This window comes from Nitrospirota bacterium (genome assembly GCA_013388455.1).
In the GTDB taxonomy this organism is placed as follows: Bacteria; Nitrospirota; Thermodesulfovibrionia; order Thermodesulfovibrionales; family SM23-35; genus JACAFF01.
On record JACAFF010000030.1, the window covers coordinates 54,039 to 76,270 of the forward strand.

The window sequence follows — 22,232 nt, forward strand, 5'->3', positions numbered from 1 at the left end:
GTTTCATGTCTGATATTAAAAAAATGTATCGCACAATAATGTCTGATCATTTTCCTGATGAGATGATTATTCGATTTGGAGAGCAGACTTTAATATATAAAAAAAGAACATGGAAAATATTAGATGAGAAAACAGGAGAACTGATCGAAAAGGGTCTTCGGTATGGTGAAAATCCTGGGCAGGAAGCCGCGCTTTATGAATTAATAAATGGTAATCTTGTCCTTGGAGGATGCCAGTTTATAGAACCGGCTAATGGACTTGTTAGCAGTATTACTGAAGAAGATATGATACAAGCAGGAAAGCATCCTGGAAAAACTAATCTTACTGATCTTGACAATGGATTGAATATCCTCAAATTTCTTATGGACAGACCTGCAGCGGTTATCCTAAAACATAACAATCCATGTGGTGCTGCATATGGAAATTCACTATCTGATGCATATGAGAAAGCAAATATGGCTGATAGAATTGCTGCATTTGGTGGGTGTCTGGTTTTAAACAGAACAATGGATAAAGCAACAGCCGAACTTGTTGCAAGAAATTATCTGGAAGTGGTTGCTGCACCTGATTTTGAAGAAGGAACTGTGAATATTCTCTCGAAGAGGAAAAATCTGAGGATTATACGTATTAGTAAAATTTATGAATTAGCGAAATACAGAACCCTTAGGTATATTGATTTTAAATCGCTAATTGATGGGGGAGTTATTGTCCAGCAATCCCCGTTGAATAAAATTCAGTCAAAGGATGACTTTCTGCCTGCAAAGACAACTTATCAGGGGAAAGAATATATTATCGAAAGAATGCCAACAGAAAAAGAATATTCTGATATGATTTTTGGTTGGAGCGTGGAACAGGGTATAACCTCGAACTCGGTTATTTATGTAAAAGATGGTGTGACTGTAGGTATCGGGACCGGTGAACAGGACAGAGTAGGTGTTGCTGAAATTGCAATTTTTAAAGCATATACAAAATATGCTGATGCATTATGCTATAAACGATATGGAATACCATATAAAGCTTTTGAACTTGATGTGAGAAATGGAAAAAGGAGAAAAGATTTACTCCTTGAGATAGATGAGGAAACGCAGAAGAAAAAAGGCGGTCTGATTGGTTCAATAATGGTCTCAGATGCGTTTTTTCCTTTCAGGGATGGAGTTGATGTTGCGATTAAGGAGGGTATTTCAGGAATTGTTCAGCCAGGTGGCTCTGAAAGGGATTTTGAATCAATTACAGCCTGTAATGAAGCAAATCCAAAGGTTACAATGGTATTTACAGGTCAGAGGGCATTTAAACACTAATATATATCTCCCTCAAGATGCTTTCTCCCCATTCTCATCGGAAGGAAAAAGGTGATGGCGTTAAGTATGAGAATCCCCGCGCCTGAAAAAACAAACAGGACTTTTTCTTTAAGCCCTATGGGTATATCAAATAAAGCAACTCTTTTGTAAATATAAAAAGCCCATGCTTCTATAGAGATTGTAATAAGAACTACAAGAAAAGAAAAAATCATAAAGAGTAACCCACCAAGGCTCATTGATATAGAAGCTACGTTGTCATATTTAAATTTAGGGAGAAGAGCACCCATACCGATGCCGAGGCCGCTAATAGAAATACAGAGTATAATTGTTGTAATTATGGAAATGATCAGTAGATTTTGGTCAGTATTCATCAAGATATTTGAAATGAGGACAATAGTTAACAGGATGACCATTACAGGAATAAGTCCATAAAAAAATTTTGACCAGAGCAGCTTTTTCATAGTTATTGGAGCAGTTTTCAGTACCCAGAATGCCATGCCTTCGAGGCTAATAGAAGAATATAAAAATCGTGCTGCAACTGCAGAAAGAATGAGCCCAGCCATTAGCATATTGATAAGGACCATCAATTCTTTTATGAAAGGGAATATCACGGCGATCGAGGTGATGGGAAGTGTTTTAAAATTATAGAGATAGATGAACATGAGCGCAACGATGATCAGTAACTGTGACCACTGTCCAGTATCTCTTAAAAAGATTTTCACATCTTTCCATATAATTGTGAAACCATATCCTGGATAGAATCTGTTTTTATTTGTCTTTATTTTCCAGTGTCTAGATGGCTGAATTTTCTCAATATTGGATACATATAAATTTTTTCCTATGGCATCTGACAATAGAATAATGAAAGGCCAAATGCTAAGAATAAGCATTAAGTACCTTATATCAGGTTTTTCTTTAATCAATAATGGGAAAACAGATTCTGTTATCCAGTAACTTGGTAACAAGGGTAAGTCAATTCTGATATTAAAGAATAATTGTATAAATCTGTCATAACTTTGAAGGTCAATTTGCCATTGAGATCTAAACCATGTATAGAAAGTTACGAAAAGCAGGAGACCCATGCCAAGTAATGTTAGGCGGATTTTTTTTGCAGAAAAAATCCTTGTGAGAAGATGAGCGATTATTATCCCTATTCCACATGATAAAAATAGAAAAGAAATAAAAGTAATAATGAGAATTATATAAAACATAAGGGTAGCCTGATAATTGATGCCATACGCAATAAAAATCGGGGGTATGAATGATATGACCATCCATGAAGAATTTATAATTGTATCTATTGTTTTTGCTCTCAAGATTGCCTGTGTCCTGATAGGCATTTGAATAAGAAACGGGATATCCTTTGATAGATAAAAAGAAGACAGGGCAGTAATTATATTGCTCAGAATTAAAAAGATGCCGAGACTGAAGAGTATGATTGAGAGAAATTTTTTGGAAAGAATTTCGCCAAAGAAATGAACATTTCGAATAAAACTTATAACTTCATATGAACCTATGTAAAACAATATCCAGAATGCAATGCCAATTAATAGAAAAGGAAGCCTTTTTAGAAAAGCTTTTAAGGTTATAGAATTTTTTAGAGATATAATTTTTGGTATAAGGAGCAAGAGTTCAGTTTTCAATAGAAATTACCTTTACCTTTTTTCAGTCATTTCCAAAAATAATTTTTGCAGGTCACCTTTAGTTTTAAAATTTTCCTTATTTATTATGCTGATTAAAGAGCCATTGCTAATAAGTCCTACTCTATCACATAAGTCTTCAGCAATATGAAGGCTATGAGTTGCAAGAAAAATTGATACACCTTCTGAACGCAATTTATGTATAACTTCCTTAATCATAATAACGCCGAATGGATCAAGACCAACAAAAGGTTCATCAATCAGTAGCACCTTTGGATTGTGTATCAGGGCAGATGAGAAGAGCAATCTCTGCCGCATACCCTGCGAATAGCTTTCTATTATCTCATCTCCAACATCCTTTATGCCGAATATCTCGAGAAGTTTATCAATCTTCTGAGTTGCTGAGAATTTTTCTATTCTGTGAATGGATGCAACAAATGTAAGAAATTCACGTCCTTTTAACTTCTCATATAGAAATGCCTTATCAGGCACATATCCAAGAATTGATTTGACCTGAAGATGCTCTTTTACAATATCAAAGCCATTAATCAATATCCTGCCTTCAGTTGGTTTCAAAAGCCCTGTCATCATCTTAATTGTAGTCGTTTTCCCTGCACCATTTGGTCCGAGCAGTCCAAAAATTTCTCCTTTTTCAGTCCGAAGATTAAGATCTTTTACTGCCCATTTTTTATTAAATACCTTGCTAACATTTTCAATGATTATCATAAGATTTATTCTACATCATTTCCTCAGCCATTTCTTTTGACCGTTTTTAATGGTATTATTTAACTATGGGGTATATGACAAAAGGATTTAATATTCTTAAGAAATGTATCATGTTTTCTGGTGCTATTGCACGTGTCCTGACAGGTATAGGTGCTTCTGCGATTCTTGTTCTCTCAATGAAAAAGAAAAAGGCAAAATAGTATTAAATGGATATCCCATATTCAAGGTGGTATGATGCTATAGCAGTCAGGAGATCACGGCGGCTTTTTGATTCAAAGCCTATCCCCCCAGATTTACTCTTAAGAATTAATGCCATTTGTGAGGAATTCAGACCTTTCGAAGGAGTAAGGGCTGTTTTAATAAACCAATCTGCAGATAAGGTTTTTAAGGGAGCTATCGGTCATTATGGCAAAATAAAAGGTGCAACTGCCATAGTGGCCTTTATTGGAGATAGATCGGATTATCATATGCCGGAAAAAGTAGGATATACAGGTGAGGGCATTATACTTGAGGCTACTTCATTAAGAATCGGCACGTGTTGGGTAGGTGGATTCTTTAGACCTGAGGTAGCGGCCTCTCTTGCTGAAATCAAAGATAATGAAAAGGTTTTTGCTGTAACACCGGTTGGTTTTGCAGCAGAAAAAGTTTCTCTTGAAGAGAAAATAATGACAGGATTCGGAATGACTCACCAGAGGAAACCACTGAGTGAATTAGTAAAAGGACTGGAAGAATCTAAATGGCCTTTTTGGATGAAGAAAGCCCTTGAATCAGCAAAAATTGCTCCTTCAGCAGTTAACCGCCAACCCTGGAGATTCTTTGTTGATAGTAACAGCATTACAATTTCTGTTGATAATATGAAAGATACATATAATATTCCGAAACGTCTTGATTGTGGTATTGCTATGCTTCACATTGAAGTTGCATCCTTCCAATGTGGAGTGAAAGGTGAGTGGGAATTTTTACAGCCTCCACAGGTTGCAAGATTTAAGACCTCAAATCAATAAATTTATATTGACTTAATGGTAAAAGCTTTTTAAAATTTAGCAAATGAGAAACAAAATATTGCTTGTAGAGGACTCAAAAGTCATACAACAGATGTATAAAAATAAACTGATACTGGATCAGTTTATTGTGATCACAGCTGATAATGGAATGGAAGCAATAAAAAAGCTTGCTGAGGATAAGCCCGATATAATTTTACTTGATTTAATGATGCCCATCATGGATGGCTATAAAGTTCTCCAGATTATCAAAACTGATCCAAAACTATCCAACATTCCTGTACTTGTTTTTTCAGCAAAGGGACAGCCTGAAGAGGTTGAGAAAGCTCTAAATCTTGGAGCATCAGGCTACGTTGTTAAAGCTACTACAAAGCCAAATGAAGTAATTGAACAGATAAAAAAGATACTGAGCCATAAACCTAAAGCTCAAGATGTTATTCAATATATTTTAGATATTAAACAAGATGCTTATGACGCTAAGAAACTTGCATTAGACTACAAACTTAACGACTTTATCTGCCAGAAATGCCATTCATCAATGCTTCTTAAATTAATACCTGATTTTTCACACGAAGAAGAGTGGTTTACCGGAAGGTTTTTCTGCCCAAAGTGCCAGAGTTTATGATGTGATGAAACTGCTTACGAGTTTCATTAGATCCTGCGTTTGAATAGGTTTTGTAAGATAAGCATTTGCTCCCATAGCGAGAGCTCTGTTTTTATCTTCCTCTGCGCCCTCAGTTGTGATCATGATTATCGGTATATGTTTATAAGAGGGATTGCTTCTAACAAGGTTTACTAATTTTAGTCCATCCATTATTGGCATGTTAATATCAGCAAGAATAATATCAATCTTTTCGGTTGACAGTTTCTTTAATGCATCAACCCCATCAGAGGCTTCAATAATTCTGGAATCAGGAATTCTTTTTATAGCGAAAGAGATTAGTTGTCTCATTGTTGGTGAATCTTCAACGACAAGAATGTTCGGCATAAGACCTCCTTTTCCCTATCCTATTTTTTGGGTTTTTCCTTCAGCAGGTCGAGAAAACCCTGAATTGTAGAAAGCTTTCTTTCAGACTGAGTATATAATTTTGAGGAAAAAATAGCAGTAGCTGCATGACCGGCAAGCAAGTTGAAAAGTTCATAATCAATATTCGAAAAAGAATTTTTTTGGATAAGAAGTAAATATATTACAATTACACCAATTACATGTTCTTTAATCTTGAGTGGAATACAGACAATAGGTTTTTCCAGGTCTATAGATTTTACATTCGGTATGTTTTCCGAAAAATAACTCTCACCTTCTTTTGCTACTTTGCCTATGATGCCTTCATTGATCTTAACCTTGGGAATTTCTGCGAGTGATATACCTTCTGCTGCAACTGGAATCATCTCATTCGTTTTTTCATCCATGAGCATGATTGCAAATTTTTCAGCACCAATGAGATTTATAATGATTTCAATTACAATCCTTAGAACTTCATTGAAATCCAGAGTTGAGTGTAGCTGATAACTTGCGACATAGAGATTTGCAAGATTGTTATTTTCTGTTTCTACCTCTACATATTTCGATGCAAAATCCTTATTCTCTTCCTCTGTCTTTCTATATCTTTCAAGGAGAGAATTTAATTCCTGTTCGAGCATCTTTATTCTATCTTCATATATCTTTATTCGTTCCTCATTTCCTGTATTCACGAGAGACTCTTCGAGCTGTGCAATCCTGAATCTCAATCGCTCATTTTCTTTTATTAATTCTTTAGTGAATTCTTCGCCTCTCCTGAAAATCTGGAGAAATTCATCTGCTTTTTTCGTGTAAAAAGGTTCTTTTTCCATCAAGCCCTCAAGTGCTAATTTTTTGTAACCAATTTTGTAAGTTCTTCAGGTATTTCCTGCAAAGGTAACACCCTGCTTGCAGCGCCTGATTTAATAACCTCATTGGGCATACCAAAAACAACAGCAGTATCTTCTGATTCTACTATAGTATACCCTCCTTTCTTCTTAATTTCCAGCATACCACCTTTACCGTCATTTCCCATACCTGTCAGGACTATACCCATTGTTTTATTCCCGTAGATATCTGCAAGCGAAGACATCATCATATCAACAGAAGGGACATATTTATCTGTAGTCTTTGACTCCTTCAGAGATGTAACAACTCTGCGCCCCCTTTTTTTGAAGAGCATATGGAATCCGCCAGGACAGATTAGCACCTTCCCTGTTGTTATTTCTTCCCCATCTTTAGCTTCCCTTACTGATAGCTTAGAAATCCCATTCAGCCTCTCAGCAAAAGAGGCTGTAAAACCTTTTGGCATATGCTGACTTATAACAATTCCTGCTGGAAAATCTTCTGGGAGGCGTGAAAGTATTATTTTCAAAGCGGCTGGACCACCTGTAGATGACCCTATACCAATTGCTTCTATTTCACATGATAATTTTTCAGGTGGCGAGATTCCTGAAGTGCGTTCTTCAAGAAGATTAAGATTTTTACTCAATCTATCTATTCGAAAATTTTTTATTCCCTTTACCTTTCTAAGCAAATCTTGTTGTAAATTCTGTAAATTTGCGGATACTATTCTTGATGGTTTTGCTATGAAGTCAGCAGCCCCGAGTTCGAGTGCCTTGAAAACGGTTTTTGAATCAGAGTATGAACTGACAATGATTACCGGAATAGGATGCTTTTTCATCAGCCATCTGAGAAAACTAAAACCATCCATTTCAGGCATTTCGAGGTCGAGTGTTATAATGTCGGGCTTGATTTTAATAGTCTTTGCCATAGCATCTATACCATCAGATGAAACACCTACCACTTCAATGCCTTTATCTGATTCAAGGGTTCTCCTGATTATCTGCCTGCTATATGCAGAGTCATCAACAATGAGAACTCGGGTCTTAGACATCAATATGAACTCCTTTTTTTATAGGTTTCTGATATACCATATCATATTTCAAATGTTTTAGTGTAAATGCGGTTGTTATATTTATCAAAGACTCAGCATGTCCAAGTAGTAAATAGCCCCCTTCTGAGAGTCTTTCGAAAAACATATCTACTACTTTTTTCCTTGAAGGATGATCGAAATAGATTAATACGTTTCTACAGAAAATAACATCCATGATTCCAACTAATTTAACTTTAAAGGGGTCAAGTAGATTTAGATGTGTAAAATTTACGTATTGTTTAATAGAATCAGAAATTTTGAAAAAACTTTCTTCTTCCCTGAAATACTTTTTTATATAATATGGTTCAGTTGTTCGAAAAGAGTTTTTTCTATATGCACCACTCCTTGCAATCTGTAACACCCTTTGATTGATGTCGCTTCCAAATATCTCTAAATCCCAATTATTGAAAAGTCCTTTCTCGAGAACGAGCATTGCAATTGTGTAAGGTTCTTCTCCCGTTGAACAACCGGCTGACCATATCCTGAGTTTTTTTTGACTTTTTTTGTTTTCCTTGATTTCTGGAAGTATCTCTTCACTAAACGCCTTAAGCTGATTTTGTTCCCTGAAAAAATATGTCTCATTCACAGTCAGTATATCAATAATCGCTGAAAGTTCCTCGTCCCGGTTTTTATCGTATAAAAGATATCTGAAATAATCTCTGAAATTCGAAAACTGGTGAATTTTTAGCCTTCTTGAAAGTCTCTTTTCAAGCAGATATTGTGAATTATCATCAAAAAAAATCCCACAATAATCTCGTATAAAATCTCTAATAAGTCTGAAAACATCAACAGATAATGGAAAAACATCTTCTTTTTCAAACATATAACCCTTTCATCCTATCCTGACTATTGACTTTTTGTCTTTTCAAGACTATCCTGAATCATCCTTTTTACTATAGGGTCTTCTTCTGCATCAAGAATTTTTTCTAATTCTTTACGTATATAATCTTTTCCACTCTGCCCAAGTACTTCTACTGCGGCCATTCTTGTAGCCCAGTCATGATCTTTGAGAAAGGGAAATAATTTTTCTTCGATACCTTCAAAAGAGGCAAGAGCCTTTATCGCAGTTCTTTTTATCTCTTTATCCGGAGATTCTATCATCTTCAATAAAGCTAATTTTGCTTCATTCCCTCCTATCTTGCTCAGAGATTCTATTGTTGTTGTTACAACAAATCCATTTTTATCTGATAGAAGTTTGATTAGATTTTGAACAGCTCTTTTATCTGCAAGCATACCGAAAGCTTTTGATACAGCTACTCTAATTGCATCAACTGGATCAGATATAAGAAAAGACAAGGCTTCTAAAATGCCTTCACCGCCAATACTTCCGAGATTTAGAGCAGATGAGATCCTTATCTGAGGGTCCTCATCAGTTAGTGCAAGAATCAGTGATTTTACCGAGTCTTTGGTCTTCAAAAGCGAGAATGCCTCAACACATGCTTTTCTAACACGCACATCACTGTCTTTAAGAGCGAATTCCAGAGCAGGTATTGCTTCTTTAGCATCAATTTTCCCTAAAATTAGAGCAGCATTTTTTCTAAGAGTAGGATTCCTATCACGTAACAAATTAATGTAATCTATAACAGATAGCCATGTCCTGAAACGTGAGAGAGCTTCAACTGCAGCTTCCTGCACATCCTCATAAGGGTCATTAAGAAGTTTTTTAATTGGTTCCATGGCTTTAGGGTCTCCGATTTTTGAAAGTCCTGTGGCAGCAATAGAGCGTATATGTCCATCTTCATTTTTCAGTAATTCTTCTAAGATAGGATAATAAACTGGTGATGCTATGCAACTCGCTATTTCGCACATGATGCGCTTCTGATAAATATTATCTGTTTCGAATAGTTTTAGGAGAGATTCAGGGCTCTCCTTTCCTATAAAGACAAAAGCTCTCTTTACATCATCAACAAAATTTTCCTCCTGGGATATCTCAAGGAGCGCATTATAAGCCCTATTATCCTTCATTAATCCTAAGAGGAGTATAGCGGAAGCCTTTACCTCATATTTGTTAGATTTCGTATGAGGTATTATGTAATCTATTGCATTTTCTCCGATTATTCTTCTGATTTCACCTGTAATAAAATCCTCACTCACGCCTTTGTGATAATATCGCACAATCCCGAGCAGAACTTCTTCTTGAACAGTTTTTACATTGTCTTTTAGATAAGGGATGATGTCCTGAAGTGTGGTATTGTCTGCTATAAGGCTGAGAGATTTTATTGCAGGTGCTCTTAGTGTTTTTTTCTCAAGTGCCTTTCTCAAGGCTGGGATTGCTTTCCTGTCTCCTATTCTTCCTAATGCATCTGTAGCAGGATAAGATGTCCAAATGTCATCACTCTCGATTATTTCTATTAGTGCATTAATAACAGAAGATTCTCTTATCTTCCCGATATGCTCGATGGCGGTTGCACGCACATTTTCATCATCATCCTTCAAAGCGCTTAGCATAAGCGGAATGGATCTGGTATCTTTGAATCCTCCAAGTATATCGATGATAAACTTTCTGACGTCCCTGTTTGGAGTATTGAATGCCTCAATAAGATAAGGTGTTACTTTTTTATTTAGCCTTATAAGTACTTCTATTGCAGAGTTTCTTGCGCCTGCATTATGTTCCTGATAGAGTAATTGTATTAACCCATGAATATAAGATTCAACAGGATAATATTCAAGGAGGATATCGATAGCAGTATTCCTGACTCTCCAACTTGTATCCTCCATAGCCATTAGGAGGAGATTTACATATTCTTCCCCTGACTTTCCCTTAAGAGTCTCAAGTGCTTCCCTTCTTATCTCAATATCGGCATTTTTAAGGAGGTTTCTCAGATCCTGCATTTTCTTCTAAAGACCTTTCAGAATTTTTCAGGAATATTTTCTCTTCCGATGTAAGAAGATCATCAATGTTGAGAAGAATTATAATTCCTTCGTTTTTCTTACCAAGTCCTGATAGATATTTTTTTTTCACTCCCTTAAAAATTGACGGGGGAGTAATTATTTCTTCGGTACCAAAAGAAATTATTTCTTTTATATCATCGACCAGAAGCCCAATCTTTTCGCTGTCATACTTAACAATGATAATGCGTCCTTCTTCTTCAGGAGATTTAACATTAAAGCGTTTTCTTAGATCGAGCAGAGGTATCACCTCACCTCTTACAGTAATTACACCTGAAATAAAATCTGGAAGTTCGGGGATTGTATGGGTCTTTTGCATGTTCAAAATCTCTACAACCCGTATTACTTCAATACCAAAATCCTGCTCACCAATTCTGAAAACAGCAAATTTTTTTAACTTTTCCATGAGCCTCTATGTTTTCTACTCTTGATTCATTTCTAAATAATTCCAAGTCTCTCCATCATGGTTCTAATGGCCACAAATTCCGCATCAGAAGTTACCTGAAAACCGCTGAGCTGGTTATCAATTGAATGTAGTATGGAAGCACTTTCAGTATTTTTATCATTAAGTTCTATAAGTGTGGACTTTAGCTTATCAGTGATTTTTTGCGATAGGTTTTTGTTTACACAAATAACGTTATTTGGTAAGTCGTTAGAAATTTTTATGAATTTCAATTTGTCCTGAAAATAATTTGCGACATGTTCTGTAACTCCCCCGGCATCAAAACTCCCATTAAGTATGGCGTTTATTATTTCTTCATGAGAGCCAAGATAGTCAAAATGAAATAAATCTTTTAAATCAATACCGGCATCTAATAATAAAATCCGTGGAACTATATAACTTGAAAGTGAGTGAGTTTCTCCAAAAGCGAAAGTGCGTCTTTTTAAATCCTCAAGGGTATTGATTTCACTATCCTTTTTAGCAATGATTACAGAACGATAAGAAGACTTTCCGTATAATATTGTTTTTACAACTGCTTGAGTGCCGTATTTCTTGTTTGCATTTACATAAGTAGAAGGAGCAATATAACTGAAGTGTATTTTCCCCTGCCCGATATCTTTAAGCACATTTTCATTATTGAATGCAACTCTCAATTCTATCTTTTTCTGCAATTTTTTCTTTAGAAATTCAGTCAGGGGAGTGAATTTTTTAAAAGCTTGACCTGAAGCTATACCCACAGGTTCGATAACGAAATATAAGACATCGGTATTATTCGGTGAAGATGCTGACCTATTCCAGAATCTGAAATTTTCCATTTCCTTAACAATGAATTCTGTATTTTTTGATAATTCTTTTAATGCTTGATTAATTTCAGAGACTATAACTAAATTGTTTTTAGGTATGTCCTTTATTTTCTCAACAGAATTGAAAATCTGATTAGAGCCCATCCTCTGTTCATGAAGAGCTTTTGCAATATGACGATTCTTCTCAGAGACGAGTTCAATAGATTCAGCTATCTGTTTTATATTAATTAGTTGTTCTCCTGTTGCAGATTTTACAAGATTTGCAACGTCACTCATCTTTTCTGTAGCCTTTGCAATAAGGATTGCTCCCTTGCTTTGTTCCATTGTAGCCCTTGCAACTTCTGATACCATATTTTTTACTCTCTCCATCGCATTTGCTACAAGTTTTGTAGTCTTTGCCTGTTCAGTCATAGAACGTTCAATAAAGAATGACATTTCTGCTGATTGAATTGAGCTATCTACAATCTTTTTTAATGAATCACCCGCATCCCTTGCAACTTTTAGTCCTTCTTCAACAGAAGTAAGGCCGCCTTCCATGGCAAGAATGGCGTCTTTAAGTTCCTGCTGAACCGAACGAATAAGTTCGGATATCTCGCGGGTAGAGAATGATGTCCTTTCAGCAAGGTCTTTTATTTCGTCAGCAACAACGGAGAAGCCTTTACCATGCTCACCTGCCTGTGCTGCAAGAATAGCTGCATTTAATGCAAGTAAAGTTGTTTGATCGGTTATCTCGTCAATAACCGTTAAAATTTTACCAATTTCATCGGATCTACCACCAAGTTTCTTAATAAACATAGCTGTTTTTTCGAAAGATACTTTAATATTCTGAATGCCTTCTATAGTTTTTTCAACAGAAGTAATGCCGAATGTAGCTGTATCATTTTTTACTTTTTCTGATAACATTGCTGATTTTTTTGCACTTTCTTCAACATCTTTTATTGAAGAAGTAATTTCTTCTGTCGCTGTAAGTGTTTCTTCAGAAGCTGAAGCAAGTTCCTCAGCTCTGGTTGCCACTTCCTTGATTGTTGTTGAGAGTTCTTCTATTGATGTTGAGGTAGCATCCACTGTATTAGAAAGTTCCTGTGCACTATTTGAAACCTCACTGATGCTTGATACCATTTCGTCAAGTGATACTGCCTTTTGTTCAGTTGAGATTGCAAGGCTTTCTGTGCTTTGAGAGATTTCTGCAGTAGCTGAATTCATCTGCTCAAGTGAACTTGCTATGTTTAATATTGCTTCAGATTCAAGCTTAGTGTTTTCAGATATTTTTTTAATATCATCTTCTAATTTTTTCCCCACTTCCAATGACTGATGAAAACCATTTTTTATGGTTTTCATCATAGTATCAAGAGAACTAACGGTTTCATTGAGGTTTTTAAGTATTTGGCCGAGTTCATCGTCACCTGCATCAAAAGAAAAATTAGCTTCGGATATCGATTTAACAGCCTTATTGATATGATCTAATGGATTGATAAAAAGTTTTTTTGCGACAGAAAATGAGAAAAAAGTTATGACAGCAATGCCGATGATTAAAATTATTAACGATGCAATAAAATTTTTATCCTTTAATAGAAAAAAGAAGTTGCTGACCAAAATGCCAGAGATTATTAACGCTAAGATAAAAAATATAAAACGTATTTTGTGTTTTTCTACTATATTTTTTGTTTGCATATTTTTTATATAAATCCTTTTTAATTTAAATATGTCATTTTATTGAAGTTACTTCTTCTATATTCAGGATTGAAATAAATTGTGTATCGATCACTGCAACCCCTTCGACATATTTCGATTCTGCCTCAGAGAGATGAGAAGGGGGAGGCAGGAGTTCAGATTTTGGAATGCGCATGACACCTATAACCTTATCAACAATTGCTCCAATAGGTCCCTTTATTCCTTTAAGAATCAGTATCTTTCCCTTTTTTTCATTATCATCATCATGTGTATCTGTTAAAGAAAGTTTCAATTTTAAACTTAGTACAGGGATAATCTTGCCCCTGAGTGAGGTTATACCTAAAACGTATTTTGGCATTCTGGGGACAATTGCTATCCTTTGATATCTGAGAATCTCGTCGAGATGGGTTATTCTGAAAGCAAATTCTTCATTCATAAGGCTAAAAGTAAGAAACTCGATAATTTCATCTTCTATTTTACTTATGGTAGGAATTTCAGGTGCTTGAACATCTGTGGTTTTGATTATTGATTCTTTTTTTTCTTCTATCACTTCATTTTCAGATACAGACATGACTTCTCCGGATGGGGTATTTGTTTCAATGGTATGTTCGTTAGTTATATCCTGCTTGAGTTCAGGCTGTGTATCAGGTTTGCTGTTAGATTTTATTTGCTGATTTTCTTTTAATTTCTTTCTAATTTTCGCGATATCCATTTAAGCCAAGCTCCCTGACTGCATCGTTGATAATATGTTCATCAATTATCCGGAGTTCTTTGCCAAACCCATCAAGAAGTGCAGAGTTAGCAATACTGTTTATTAGTCTCGGTATCCCGCCGGAATAATGATATAATTTTTTAATTGCATCATCTGTGAATATCGGTTCTTCAAGCCCTGAAACCCTCAATCTATGTTCAACATAACTTTTAATTTCATCTGGTGTAAGAGGTTTAAGGTGATAGAAAAGCCCAATTCTCTGTCGTAATGGTAAATATGCCTTATGGTTTAATCTCCGCCTCAGGTCTGTTTGTCCGACAAGTATTAGGCTGAGAAGATTTGTTGTATCGAGCTGAAAATTTGTAAGAAGCCTTATTTCTTCAAATGTATCTTTATTGGGGATTAGTTGTGCTTCATCTATAATTATTACAGGTGTTATGCCTGATTCAAAATCTTTATAAACTCTTTCATAAATTGAGTCAAGAAGACTGTCTTTAAAATTATATGGAATATTTATATCAAAACGTTTCGCAACAGTTCTTAAAAATTGTGTTGATGTAAGACGTGGATTAATGATAAGGATTACCCTGTATTTTTCGCCCAGAGAATCCATTAGTGCTCTTGTAAGTGTTGTTTTTCCACTTCCAATTTCTCCTGTAAGAACAATGAGCTCTTTTTCCTCAACAGCATACTGCATTCGCGCAAGAGCTTCTTCATGATTTTTGCTCAGAAACAGAAATCTGGGGTCAGGGGTTTTATTAAAAGGTTTTTGTTTGAGTCCATAAAATTCTTCATACATATGAAAAACCTTCCTGTTTTTTAAGGGATTTATCTATGATAGATTCAACATCAAGAACCAGTATAACTTCATGTCTCCCAATTTCTGCTGCACCGGCAAAACCACTTATTCCTTTAAAATATTCTCCAAGTGTTTTTATTACAATCTCCTGTTGCTCGAGTATTTCATCAACAAGCAACCCTAACTTTCTTTTTCCAAAACCAATAACAACCGCAAAAGACATATCATTTTTTGTTGTGTCAATATCAAAGACCTTACCGAGACTGATAATTGGTAACATCTCGCCTCTGAGATTGTAAACATCCTTCCATTCAATAGTCTGAATGTCTTTATTTTCTACAGAGATGGTTTCTGATATTGCTGTAAGTGGAATAGCGAATTTAATCTCGCCCACCTTGACCAATAAAGCTTTTATTATTGCAAGTGTAATCGGTAATGTGAGGATAAAAGTTGTTCCCTCATTTTTTTTTGTCTGCACTTCTGTAAAGCCTCCTAATGCTGAGAGCTTTTCTCTAACAACATCCATGCCAACTCCTCTGCCAGAAATCTCGCTAACCTCTTCTTTTGTGCTGAAACCTGGAGTAAATATGAAATTTACGAGTTCTCTCTCATCAATAGATGAATGAGGTTCGAGTAATCCATTTTCAATAGCTTTTTTTCTTACTTTATCTAAATTTATACCTCTTCCGTCATCATTTACTTCTACTACTACATAGTTGCCACGCTGATAAGCCTTCAAAATTATATTGCCATATTCCAGTTTCCCTTTTGATTTTCTTTCTTCGCTCGTTTCTATCCCGTGATCTATTGAATTCCTTACAAGATGCATCAGAGGGTCAACAATTTCTTCAGCCAATGATTTGTCAAGTTCTGTATCTTCCCCGTAAAGAGTTATTTTTACCTCCTTACCCATTTCTCTTGAATATCGCCTGATGACCTGTGCAAGCCGAGAAAAAATCTGACCAATTGGTACCATCCTGATTGCGAGCACGTCATCCTGCAGTTCGAATATCTTTCTCTCAAGTGTCTGGGATATCTTGTGAACATCGCGAATGAAAGAAGAATAGGTGTGTATTTCAGACATCTCAGCCCCAATCCGCTTTACAGCATCTTTTGCGAGGGTTAACTCACCGATGGTGTTCAATATCCTATCAAGCTTGTCGATATCAACCCTTACAGTAGTTGTAGTACTTTTAAGTGATTGTTCTTGTCTCTTTGGTAGCTTCTTAGTAACATGCTTCGGAGCTACAAGTAAGTCGATATTATTGTTAATCTCCTGTCGGAGTTCATTGTTTTCTTTATTGCTTGCGAACATCAGATTAAAACCTATGGAACCATCGGGTACATCTGATGAGACTGGTAATGTGGAGATAAGTTCACCCTTTGATTTTATGGTTTTTATAAGGCTATCAAGAGATGTATCGAAAGTTGAAAGGTCAAAAATTGCTTTGAGAAGATAAATACCTAAGCCATTTTTAATATTTGTTTTTAGCCTGTGCTCTTCATATTCTGACAGAACCTTTAATATTGATTCGTCAATAAGACCCCTGATATCAAATTCGTCCGTGATCTCTTTAGATGATTCCCTGAATGTTTTTACCGCTTCAATATGTTCTGTAAGATCTATTTCTTTATCATCTTTGATCGAGTCAACAGCAGATTTTAATATGTCAAGGTTTTTGAATAGAAAATTCACAACATCTTCATTGACAGTAATTTTACCAAGTCTAATGTCATCCAATAATGACTCGAGGGCATGACTTAGATCTGTTATTCCCTTATTCCCGAAAAGGCTGGAAAGTCCTTTCAGAGTATGGAATGAGCGAAATAATGCATTAATGGTATCAGGGTGTAATGTGGTTTGATAGGTATCTTGTATCTCGAGTATATGCTGTTGACATTCAAATAGTAAATCCTCTGCTTCAGCAATATATTCTTTTTTAGATGCTTTCATGTGCGAATGCTTGTTGAATAATCTCCTGAAGTTCCTGAGCCTTAAATGGCTTTGTAATATAAGCCATTGCCCCTAAAGCAATACCTCTTTTCTTATCTTCTTCACTTCTTTCTGTGCTAATGATTATTAATGGGATATGACTATATCTGGGATTATTTTTAATAAAACTTATAAGTTCAAGGCCGTTGATATCAGGCATGTTAATGTCAGTAATTACAAGATTGAAGTTTTGTGTTGGCAGGAGTTTTAAAGCTTCAAATCCAGAACCAGCTTCTATGATATTAACGTCCCCGATTTCTTCTATTATCGCTTTAATTAGAGCTCTTGTTGTTGTTGAATCTTCAACAATTAAAATAGATTTTCCTGATATTTCTAACTTCATTCTTTTAAATTCTAACAAATTAAGTTAAAAAAAACATTATCATTGAGTCTTCTTTTCTATTTCCTGCAGTCTTCTTTGAAGTAAAGATTTTTCAAGTGCAAGACCTGCCTGGTCTATAAATATTTCAAGCCCCTCTGTTTCGGGCATCTTTTCAGTTTTTGTTCCATTATCACAATATATTAACGCTACTACCTTATTTTCAGTAATTATTGGGAAAAAGGCGATTTCATCAGGCCATATGCCACCGATTTTTTGCATAATTGATTCTGTTATAGGGTCCCTTTCAAGAATTCCTTTATAGGGACGTTTCTCCAATATAATATTTTTAAGAAATGGGCTTTTTTCATAAGATATCGTTATCTTTCTTATATTTTCATCCGGGTTTTCTATATCAATACCAAACTGACCTAATCCTACTATATCTGTATCTCCAACCATAAAAATTATTCCACGCTGAAATATTTCACTTGCAAATCTGAGTATAAGTAGGGTTATCTCAGAGGCAGAATTAGGAAATCTCAGTTCCTGTGTCAGTGCTTTCAGAGAAGAGATATCCTTTCTTTCTATCTGAGACTCAATCTCCCAGTTTTCTTTTGATGCTTTTTCTTCTTCGAGTTCTATTAGATTCTCTGTTGCTCCCATTGTAGCCTGCATAGATTCATCATGTACCCTTGCCCCTTCCATCAAGAGATACTCAGGACTCATGCCCTTTGATATTTCCCATCCAGCGTCGGTGATTTCTATCTTACCTTTCGGATCTGTTTCATCGGGTTCGAATTGGAAATCTCCTTGTTCCCATATAAGCAGGTGGCTGATGACTTTTTCTATTCTCTTTCTTGTGAATTTTTCAAGTGTGGAGGTACTAACAGAACCGAGGTCATATAATATTTCTGGAATAGATTTTTGAGGAAGCTTCTTCTGGACTTCTATTGCTAAATTTAAAATTGTGTCCTTAATTATACTCGCTTTGAGAAGTTCTTCCCCCAAAGAACTTTCGATATTGTCAGTTTCAGCCCTTACGACTAAACCATTTTTGAATACAATGAATGCGTTGCCAAAAGGACCTTTAATAATAAGTATGCCTGTTTTTTTACCGATGCTTAAGATCTGAAATATATCAGAGAGGGCGAGGTCCTCAATCCGTCCTACAAGACTCATATAATTTTGAGCTCCTTCGGGATCATGGTTGATTAATCGAGTATATCAATTAAAATTCTGGCATGTCAACGAAAGGCTATGCATTTTTAGTGAGATGAAAGGTGAATGATAGTTGCTAATATATTAAAATTTTTAATAAATTTATTTTAAATTGACAAATTGTCTTTTTACTGGTTAATTTAAATTATACGGGGGAATTAATTTAGTAGTATTATTAGTGGCTAAGTAGGTATTTTTACAAAGCTCTTTTATGGAAAGAAAAGGTAATATTCAAAGAGAGGATTTATATGCTTATAAGTGTGATTTTCCGTGATGGTAAAAGAGGTCTGATTACGGCCAGTTTGCTTGAAGACCTTTTAATGCAAAAAAAGATAAAAAAGTTTCTTCGTCTGGAAGGATGGGTTAATGTAGGAGTCGACCCTGTAAGAATGCCTGGCAGAAACAATAGTTATACAGGTCTTGAAAGACGGAATTCGTCTTTTCACGTTTACAATATAAAATAATTTTGGCTTACGCTTACCTTTGCCTTTGTGTTTATTTTTGGCCGATTCGTTTTGCATCATTTTTGGACACATCTACTTAATGACTACAATGTGCCGAGAGGGATTCTCAGGCTAAAACCCAAAAGGTATTATTTCCTTAGTCGAAAGGGACTTATTAGATATGTTGCATGACTTATTACGGAAACGGTTTAAAAAGGAAATTAGTCTGTTCTGTATAGTTGTTTATAATATAAATTTATGATAGCAATTATTGACTATGGAATGGGAAATTTAAGGAGCGTAGAGAAAGGCTTTCTCAAGGTCGGTGTTGATGTTGAAGTAGTCACAGAAGCTCGAAAAGTGGATGATGCCAGAGGGATAGTTCTTCCAGGAGTTGGGGCTTTTAGAGACTGTATTCGGAATCTTGAAGAATTATCACTCATTGAATCTATCTTGAGGTCGATACAGAAAGGGAAGCCATATCTAGGCATATGTCTTGGGCTTCAAGTTCTTTTCTCGGAATCAGAAGAGTTCGGCATTTATCACGGATTGAATGTTTTTAGGGGGCGGGTGACGAGGTTTAATTTAAGTCTTAAAGTGCCTCACATGGGCTGGAACAATGTAAAAATTATAAAAAAAACCCCTATTTTTGATGGGATAAGAGATGAGACATTTTTTTATTTTGTGCATTCTTATTATGTAGTTCCCGAAAGCGAAGATATCATAGCTATGACGACTGACTATGGAATAACCTTTGCTTCGATGGTCTGGAAAGATAATATCTTTGCAACACAGTTTCACCCTGAAAAGAGTCAAGAGGCTGGACTAAAGATATTAAAAAATTTTGGAGATTTTGTAAAAACTGCTTGAAGTCAATTTGTCCACAAAACTGTTCTATCCTTCCCATCTAACTTTCCTTTATACAATGCTTTGTCAGCGTTTTTTATCATTTCTTTCCTGTCCTTTCCGTCTGCTGGAAAAGTAGAGATTCCAATAGTAATGGTTATGTGATCTTTTGGAAATGAAGTCCATGTTTTCGGTATTTGTTCCTTGACTGATTTTCTGATTCTTTCAGCAACAAGAAAAGCTTCATTTTTATCAGTTTGAGGCATTATAACTGCAAATTCTTCTCCTCCAAAACGTGATATAACATCAATAACACGCAAACATTCTTTTGCAATATTGGAAATATTCTTGAGTATTTCATCGCCGGCAAGATGTCCTTCTGTATCATTAAACAGTTTAAAGTCATCTATATCAATCATTGCCAATGAAAATTCGAGATTATGACGATTTGAACGTTGGAGTTCTTCGAAAAATCTCTCCTCGAAGTATCGCCTATTAAAAAGTCCAGTGAGCGAGTCGGTGTTTGACAGTTCTTTTAAAAATTCTGCAAGATTGTAGTAGTTTGATCGTTCAAGGGCAATAGATGCATAAGTTGCAAAAGACCTGAGTAATATTAAATCCTCTTCCGAGAAGACTTCACCTGTTATTTTGTCAGAGATATTAAGAACGCCGATAGTCTTGTTCTCGACTTTAAGAGGTATGCTTATAAAAGAGCCGGTTTTGTATTTAGGCCTTTTTCTCGCAAGAATTTGTTTATTTTTTTCAATGTCTTCTACAATAATGGGAACGCCTTCTTTGAATACCCATCCGGCTATGCCTTCTCCAGCCTTTATTCTTATTTCTTTCATGAGGTTTTTATTTATTCCTTTAGCAGCTTTTACCGTAAGATAGGATGTTCCATCTTCTGCCATCATCAGAGACCCTTTTTCTGCTTTTGCAAGGTGCACAGAGGTGTCCAGTATGGTTTCATAGAGCAAATCTGGTTCTTTAACAGGCTTAAGACGTTCAGTTGCAATATTTAGAATGCCCAACTCTCTGGCGCATTTAGTATATATTTCCTGTAACTTAAAAATTCTTAAGATAAAACCTGTGATTTTACACATTTCGGTTATAATTTCAGAATCTTCTCTTGAGAGCGAAGAGTTTAAGATACATAATATTCCAGTCACCTGTCTTTCCGAAATGATAGGAAATAGATGAATGGATGTAACTTTATCATCAAAACCAATACGTAATATATCGATAACTGAATCAGTATAAAGTGGTATCTTTTTTTCGATAACTTCAGCAATAATTCCTGTTATTTGAATTTGTTTGTCCATGAGATAGTTTTTAAGCCGTCCTGTATTGATTTGTATTTTTAATGTATTGTTGTGCCTTGTCATTATAGAGATACTATCAACATTAAACAGAAAAAGTGATGAATCGGCCAGTATATTAAAGATTTCATCTGTCTCTATATCCAGATTTATATCGGATATTAAACTTAGAATAGTTTTAATAGACCTGTATCTTTTCTCATATAAGGAGCTTCTGTAAACATTTCTGATAAAGAGAATTACTATGGATTGGATTTGCCTCGCTATTGCCTGAAATTCAGAAAATTTTAGGAAGATGGGAGTGTTTTCCAGAGGTTTTATTTGTTCTGGGAGTAATCCATATTTTTGGTATTCTGTCATATAGAAATGCTTGAAATCATCAGAAGATAGATATCTCCCTCCTCCAATAATAATGAAAGAAGCATGATTTATACGAACAGGCACAAAGAAATAATATAGCCCTGCTGGGCCTTTGAATATTGAAACATCACCCCTGTAGATAGCAGTCCCAAGATGCTTTTTGATAAATTTGGTATATTCATCACTAAATGTAGTAGATGTTTTTATTAATGAAATAATGGCAGGTTCTTTAGCCGGAGGAATAATAACATTACCTTTATTATCGAAAAAAGTAAGCGATAAGCCAGTCAGATTTGCAATATGGTTCAGTAAAGGAGATATAGTATCTGTATCAAGAGTCTCCATTTTTAATTCCGTGGAGGTTTCTAAATATTTCATCGATCCTTCTTTTTAGCAGAGGATGTATAATATCTGGTGCAATTTCTTTCAACGGTCTCAAGACAAAGTCCCTCTTATGCAAAAAAGGATGAGGGATTCTTAAATTATCCATATTTACAATAAGATTGTCAAATAACAGAATATCGAGATCAATAATACGTGGTCCCCAGTGATAAGAATTTTCCCTGCCCATCTTTTTTTCTATATCTTTCAATAAGTTTAATAATTCAACTGGATTCATTACAGTCTCTATTTCTATCACCATGTTAAGGAATAATGGCTGATTATTAACACCCCATGGCTCAGTTTCATAAATAGATGATCGTTTTATTACTGTAATATGCTCTTTTTCCATTAATTCAATAGCAGCCAGGCAGTTTTTTACTCGATCTCCAAGATTTGAGCCGATACCAATATAAGCTATAGACATATCTATTTC

General features: G+C 35.3%; 21 protein-coding genes. 5 read left to right on the forward strand and 16 right to left on the reverse strand.

What is annotated here, in order from left to right; all coding sequences use genetic code 11:
• The first annotated feature begins 5 nt into the window (after positions 1–5).
• Entirely contained in the window at positions 6–1,298 is a 1,293-nt protein-coding gene (locus tag HXY53_07390; GenBank protein ID NWF76372.1) for an IMP cyclohydrolase, read from the forward strand.
• Here the strand turns inward: HXY53_07390 and HXY53_07395 are convergent.
• Both HXY53_07395 and HXY53_07400 read right to left on the reverse strand, forming a co-directional pair.
• Positions 1,295–2,941 (reverse strand): hypothetical protein, encoded by a 1,647-nt coding sequence (locus tag HXY53_07395; protein NWF76373.1) that lies wholly within the window; start codon positions 2,939–2,941, stop codon positions 1,295–1,297. The genes HXY53_07390 and HXY53_07395 overlap by 4 nt on opposite strands.
• A 12-nt stretch (positions 2,942–2,953) precedes the next feature.
• Positions 2,954–3,664, reverse strand: a complete 711-nt coding sequence (locus HXY53_07400; GenBank protein ID NWF76374.1) for an ABC transporter ATP-binding protein — start codon at positions 3,662–3,664, stop codon at positions 2,954–2,956.
• 206 nt (positions 3,665–3,870) lie between these two features.
• On the opposite strand from HXY53_07400, the gene HXY53_07405 reads away from it, so the two are divergent.
• Both HXY53_07405 and HXY53_07410 read left to right on the forward strand, forming a co-directional pair.
• Positions 3,871–4,668: a nitroreductase family protein gene (locus HXY53_07405; protein ID NWF76375.1), complete on the forward strand. Its 798-nt coding sequence runs from the start codon at positions 3,871–3,873 to the stop codon at positions 4,666–4,668.
• Between the two features lie 43 nt (positions 4,669–4,711).
• Positions 4,712–5,290, forward strand: coding sequence for a response regulator (locus HXY53_07410; GenBank protein NWF76376.1), 579 nt, complete (start codon positions 4,712–4,714; stop codon positions 5,288–5,290).
• Here HXY53_07410 and HXY53_07415 read toward each other — a convergent pair.
• Genes HXY53_07415 through HXY53_07470 form a run of 12 tightly spaced genes read right to left on the reverse strand, consistent with a single transcriptional unit; the run spans position 5,285 to position 18,408 of the window.
• Positions 5,285–5,653: a response regulator gene (locus tag HXY53_07415; protein NWF76377.1), complete on the reverse strand. Its 369-nt coding sequence runs from the start codon at positions 5,651–5,653 to the stop codon at positions 5,285–5,287. The two genes, HXY53_07410 and HXY53_07415, sit on opposite strands and share 6 nt — an antisense overlap.
• A 20-nt stretch (positions 5,654–5,673) precedes the next feature.
• Positions 5,674–6,495, reverse strand: coding sequence for a GAF domain-containing protein (locus HXY53_07420; GenBank protein ID NWF76378.1), 822 nt, complete (start codon positions 6,493–6,495; stop codon positions 5,674–5,676).
• A gap of 14 nt (positions 6,496–6,509) precedes the next feature.
• Positions 6,510–7,559 (reverse strand): chemotaxis response regulator protein-glutamate methylesterase, encoded by a 1,050-nt coding sequence (locus HXY53_07425; GenBank protein NWF76379.1) that lies wholly within the window; start codon positions 7,557–7,559, stop codon positions 6,510–6,512.
• Positions 7,552–8,421, reverse strand: coding sequence for a protein-glutamate O-methyltransferase CheR (locus HXY53_07430; GenBank protein NWF76380.1), 870 nt, complete (start codon positions 8,419–8,421; stop codon positions 7,552–7,554). The genes HXY53_07425 and HXY53_07430 overlap by 8 nt, the downstream gene beginning before the upstream one ends.
• A gap of 23 nt (positions 8,422–8,444) precedes the next feature.
• Positions 8,445–10,430, reverse strand: a complete 1,986-nt coding sequence (locus HXY53_07435; GenBank protein NWF76381.1) for a HEAT repeat domain-containing protein — start codon at positions 10,428–10,430, stop codon at positions 8,445–8,447.
• Positions 10,405–10,893 carry a purine-binding chemotaxis protein CheW gene (locus tag HXY53_07440; protein ID NWF76382.1) on the reverse strand — a complete coding sequence of 163 codons (489 nt, stop codon included), beginning with the start codon at positions 10,891–10,893 and terminating at the stop codon, positions 10,405–10,407. Before HXY53_07440 ends, HXY53_07435 begins: the two co-directional genes overlap by 26 nt.
• A gap of 32 nt (positions 10,894–10,925) precedes the next feature.
• A complete protein-coding gene (gene phnD / locus HXY53_07445; GenBank protein NWF76383.1) occupies positions 10,926–13,403 on the reverse strand; it encodes a phosphate/phosphite/phosphonate ABC transporter substrate-binding protein in 2,478 nt (825 codons plus the stop codon).
• A gap of 34 nt (positions 13,404–13,437) precedes the next feature.
• The gene (locus HXY53_07450; protein NWF76384.1) at positions 13,438–14,115 is read right to left on the reverse strand and encodes a purine-binding chemotaxis protein CheW; all 678 of its coding nucleotides are present in this window, start codon (positions 14,113–14,115) and stop codon (positions 13,438–13,440) included.
• Positions 14,096–14,914 carry a Flp pilus assembly complex ATPase component TadA gene (tadA, locus tag HXY53_07455; GenBank protein ID NWF76385.1) on the reverse strand — a complete coding sequence of 273 codons (819 nt, stop codon included), beginning with the start codon at positions 14,912–14,914 and terminating at the stop codon, positions 14,096–14,098. Before tadA ends, HXY53_07450 begins: the two co-directional genes overlap by 20 nt.
• Positions 14,907–16,868, reverse strand: a complete 1,962-nt coding sequence (locus HXY53_07460) for a chemotaxis protein CheA (protein NWF76386.1) — start codon at positions 16,866–16,868, stop codon at positions 14,907–14,909. Before HXY53_07460 ends, tadA begins: the two co-directional genes overlap by 8 nt.
• On the reverse strand, positions 16,855–17,250 hold the full coding sequence (locus tag HXY53_07465) for a response regulator (protein NWF76387.1): 396 nt from the start codon (positions 17,248–17,250) through the stop codon (positions 16,855–16,857). Before HXY53_07465 ends, HXY53_07460 begins: the two co-directional genes overlap by 14 nt.
• A 39-nt stretch (positions 17,251–17,289) precedes the next feature.
• Positions 17,290–18,408 carry a DUF4388 domain-containing protein gene (locus tag HXY53_07470; GenBank protein ID NWF76388.1) on the reverse strand — a complete coding sequence of 373 codons (1,119 nt, stop codon included), beginning with the start codon at positions 18,406–18,408 and terminating at the stop codon, positions 17,290–17,292.
• Between the two features lie 287 nt (positions 18,409–18,695).
• Here HXY53_07470 and HXY53_07475 point away from each other — a divergent pair, with 287 nt between their 5' ends.
• The gene (locus HXY53_07475) at positions 18,696–18,911 is read left to right on the forward strand and encodes a hypothetical protein (protein NWF76389.1); all 216 of its coding nucleotides are present in this window, start codon (positions 18,696–18,698) and stop codon (positions 18,909–18,911) included.
• A gap of 237 nt (positions 18,912–19,148) precedes the next feature.
• Positions 19,149–19,760, forward strand: a complete 612-nt coding sequence (hisH, locus tag HXY53_07480; protein ID NWF76390.1) for an imidazole glycerol phosphate synthase subunit HisH — start codon at positions 19,149–19,151, stop codon at positions 19,758–19,760.
• A 2-nt stretch (positions 19,761–19,762) separates the two neighbouring features.
• Here hisH and HXY53_07485 read toward each other — a convergent pair whose 3' ends face one another.
• Together HXY53_07485 and folK are read right to left on the reverse strand one after the other, a co-directional pair.
• Entirely contained in the window at positions 19,763–21,793 is a 2,031-nt protein-coding gene (locus HXY53_07485; GenBank protein ID NWF76391.1) for a diguanylate cyclase, read from the reverse strand.
• Positions 21,747–22,223, reverse strand: coding sequence for a 2-amino-4-hydroxy-6-hydroxymethyldihydropteridine diphosphokinase (folK, locus tag HXY53_07490; GenBank protein NWF76392.1), 477 nt, complete (start codon positions 22,221–22,223; stop codon positions 21,747–21,749). The genes HXY53_07485 and folK overlap by 47 nt, the downstream gene beginning before the upstream one ends.
• Positions 22,224–22,232: the final 9 nt, after the last annotated feature.

Coding starts and splice junctions, on each gene's coding strand:
- HXY53_07415 (NWF76377.1), bottom strand. CDS start 5,653: ATGCCGAACATTCTTGTCGTTGAAGATTCACCAACAATGAGACAACTA.
- HXY53_07410 (NWF76376.1), top strand. CDS start 4,712: ATGAGAAACAAAATATTGCTTGTAGAGGACTCAAAAGTCATACAACAG.
- folK (NWF76392.1), bottom strand. CDS start 22,223: ATGTCTATAGCTTATATTGGTATCGGCTCAAATCTTGGAGATCGAGTA.
- tadA (NWF76385.1), bottom strand. CDS start 14,914: ATGTATGAAGAATTTTATGGACTCAAACAAAAACCTTTTAATAAAACC.
- HXY53_07400 (NWF76374.1), bottom strand. CDS start 3,664: ATGATAATCATTGAAAATGTTAGCAAGGTATTTAATAAAAAATGGGCA.
- HXY53_07440 (NWF76382.1), bottom strand. CDS start 10,893: ATGGAAAAGTTAAAAAAATTTGCTGTTTTCAGAATTGGTGAGCAGGAT.
- HXY53_07390 (NWF76372.1), top strand. CDS start 6: ATGTCTGATATTAAAAAAATGTATCGCACAATAATGTCTGATCATTTT.
- HXY53_07435 (NWF76381.1), bottom strand. CDS start 10,430: ATGCAGGATCTGAGAAACCTCCTTAAAAATGCCGATATTGAGATAAGA.
- HXY53_07450 (NWF76384.1), bottom strand. CDS start 14,115: ATGGATATCGCGAAAATTAGAAAGAAATTAAAAGAAAATCAGCAAATA.
- HXY53_07460 (NWF76386.1), bottom strand. CDS start 16,868: ATGAAAGCATCTAAAAAAGAATATATTGCTGAAGCAGAGGATTTACTA.
- HXY53_07420 (NWF76378.1), bottom strand. CDS start 6,495: ATGGAAAAAGAACCTTTTTACACGAAAAAAGCAGATGAATTTCTCCAG.
- HXY53_07475 (NWF76389.1), top strand. CDS start 18,696: ATGCTTATAAGTGTGATTTTCCGTGATGGTAAAAGAGGTCTGATTACG.
- phnD (NWF76383.1), bottom strand. CDS start 13,403: ATGCAAACAAAAAATATAGTAGAAAAACACAAAATACGTTTTATATTT.
- hisH (NWF76390.1), top strand. CDS start 19,149: ATGATAGCAATTATTGACTATGGAATGGGAAATTTAAGGAGCGTAGAG.
- HXY53_07425 (NWF76379.1), bottom strand. CDS start 7,559: ATGTCTAAGACCCGAGTTCTCATTGTTGATGACTCTGCATATAGCAGG.
- HXY53_07465 (NWF76387.1), bottom strand. CDS start 17,250: ATGAAGTTAGAAATATCAGGAAAATCTATTTTAATTGTTGAAGATTCA.
- HXY53_07470 (NWF76388.1), bottom strand. CDS start 18,408: ATGAGTCTTGTAGGACGGATTGAGGACCTCGCCCTCTCTGATATATTT.
- HXY53_07485 (NWF76391.1), bottom strand. CDS start 21,793: ATGAAATATTTAGAAACCTCCACGGAATTAAAAATGGAGACTCTTGAT.
- HXY53_07430 (NWF76380.1), bottom strand. CDS start 8,421: ATGTTTGAAAAAGAAGATGTTTTTCCATTATCTGTTGATGTTTTCAGA.
- HXY53_07405 (NWF76375.1), top strand. CDS start 3,871: ATGGATATCCCATATTCAAGGTGGTATGATGCTATAGCAGTCAGGAGA.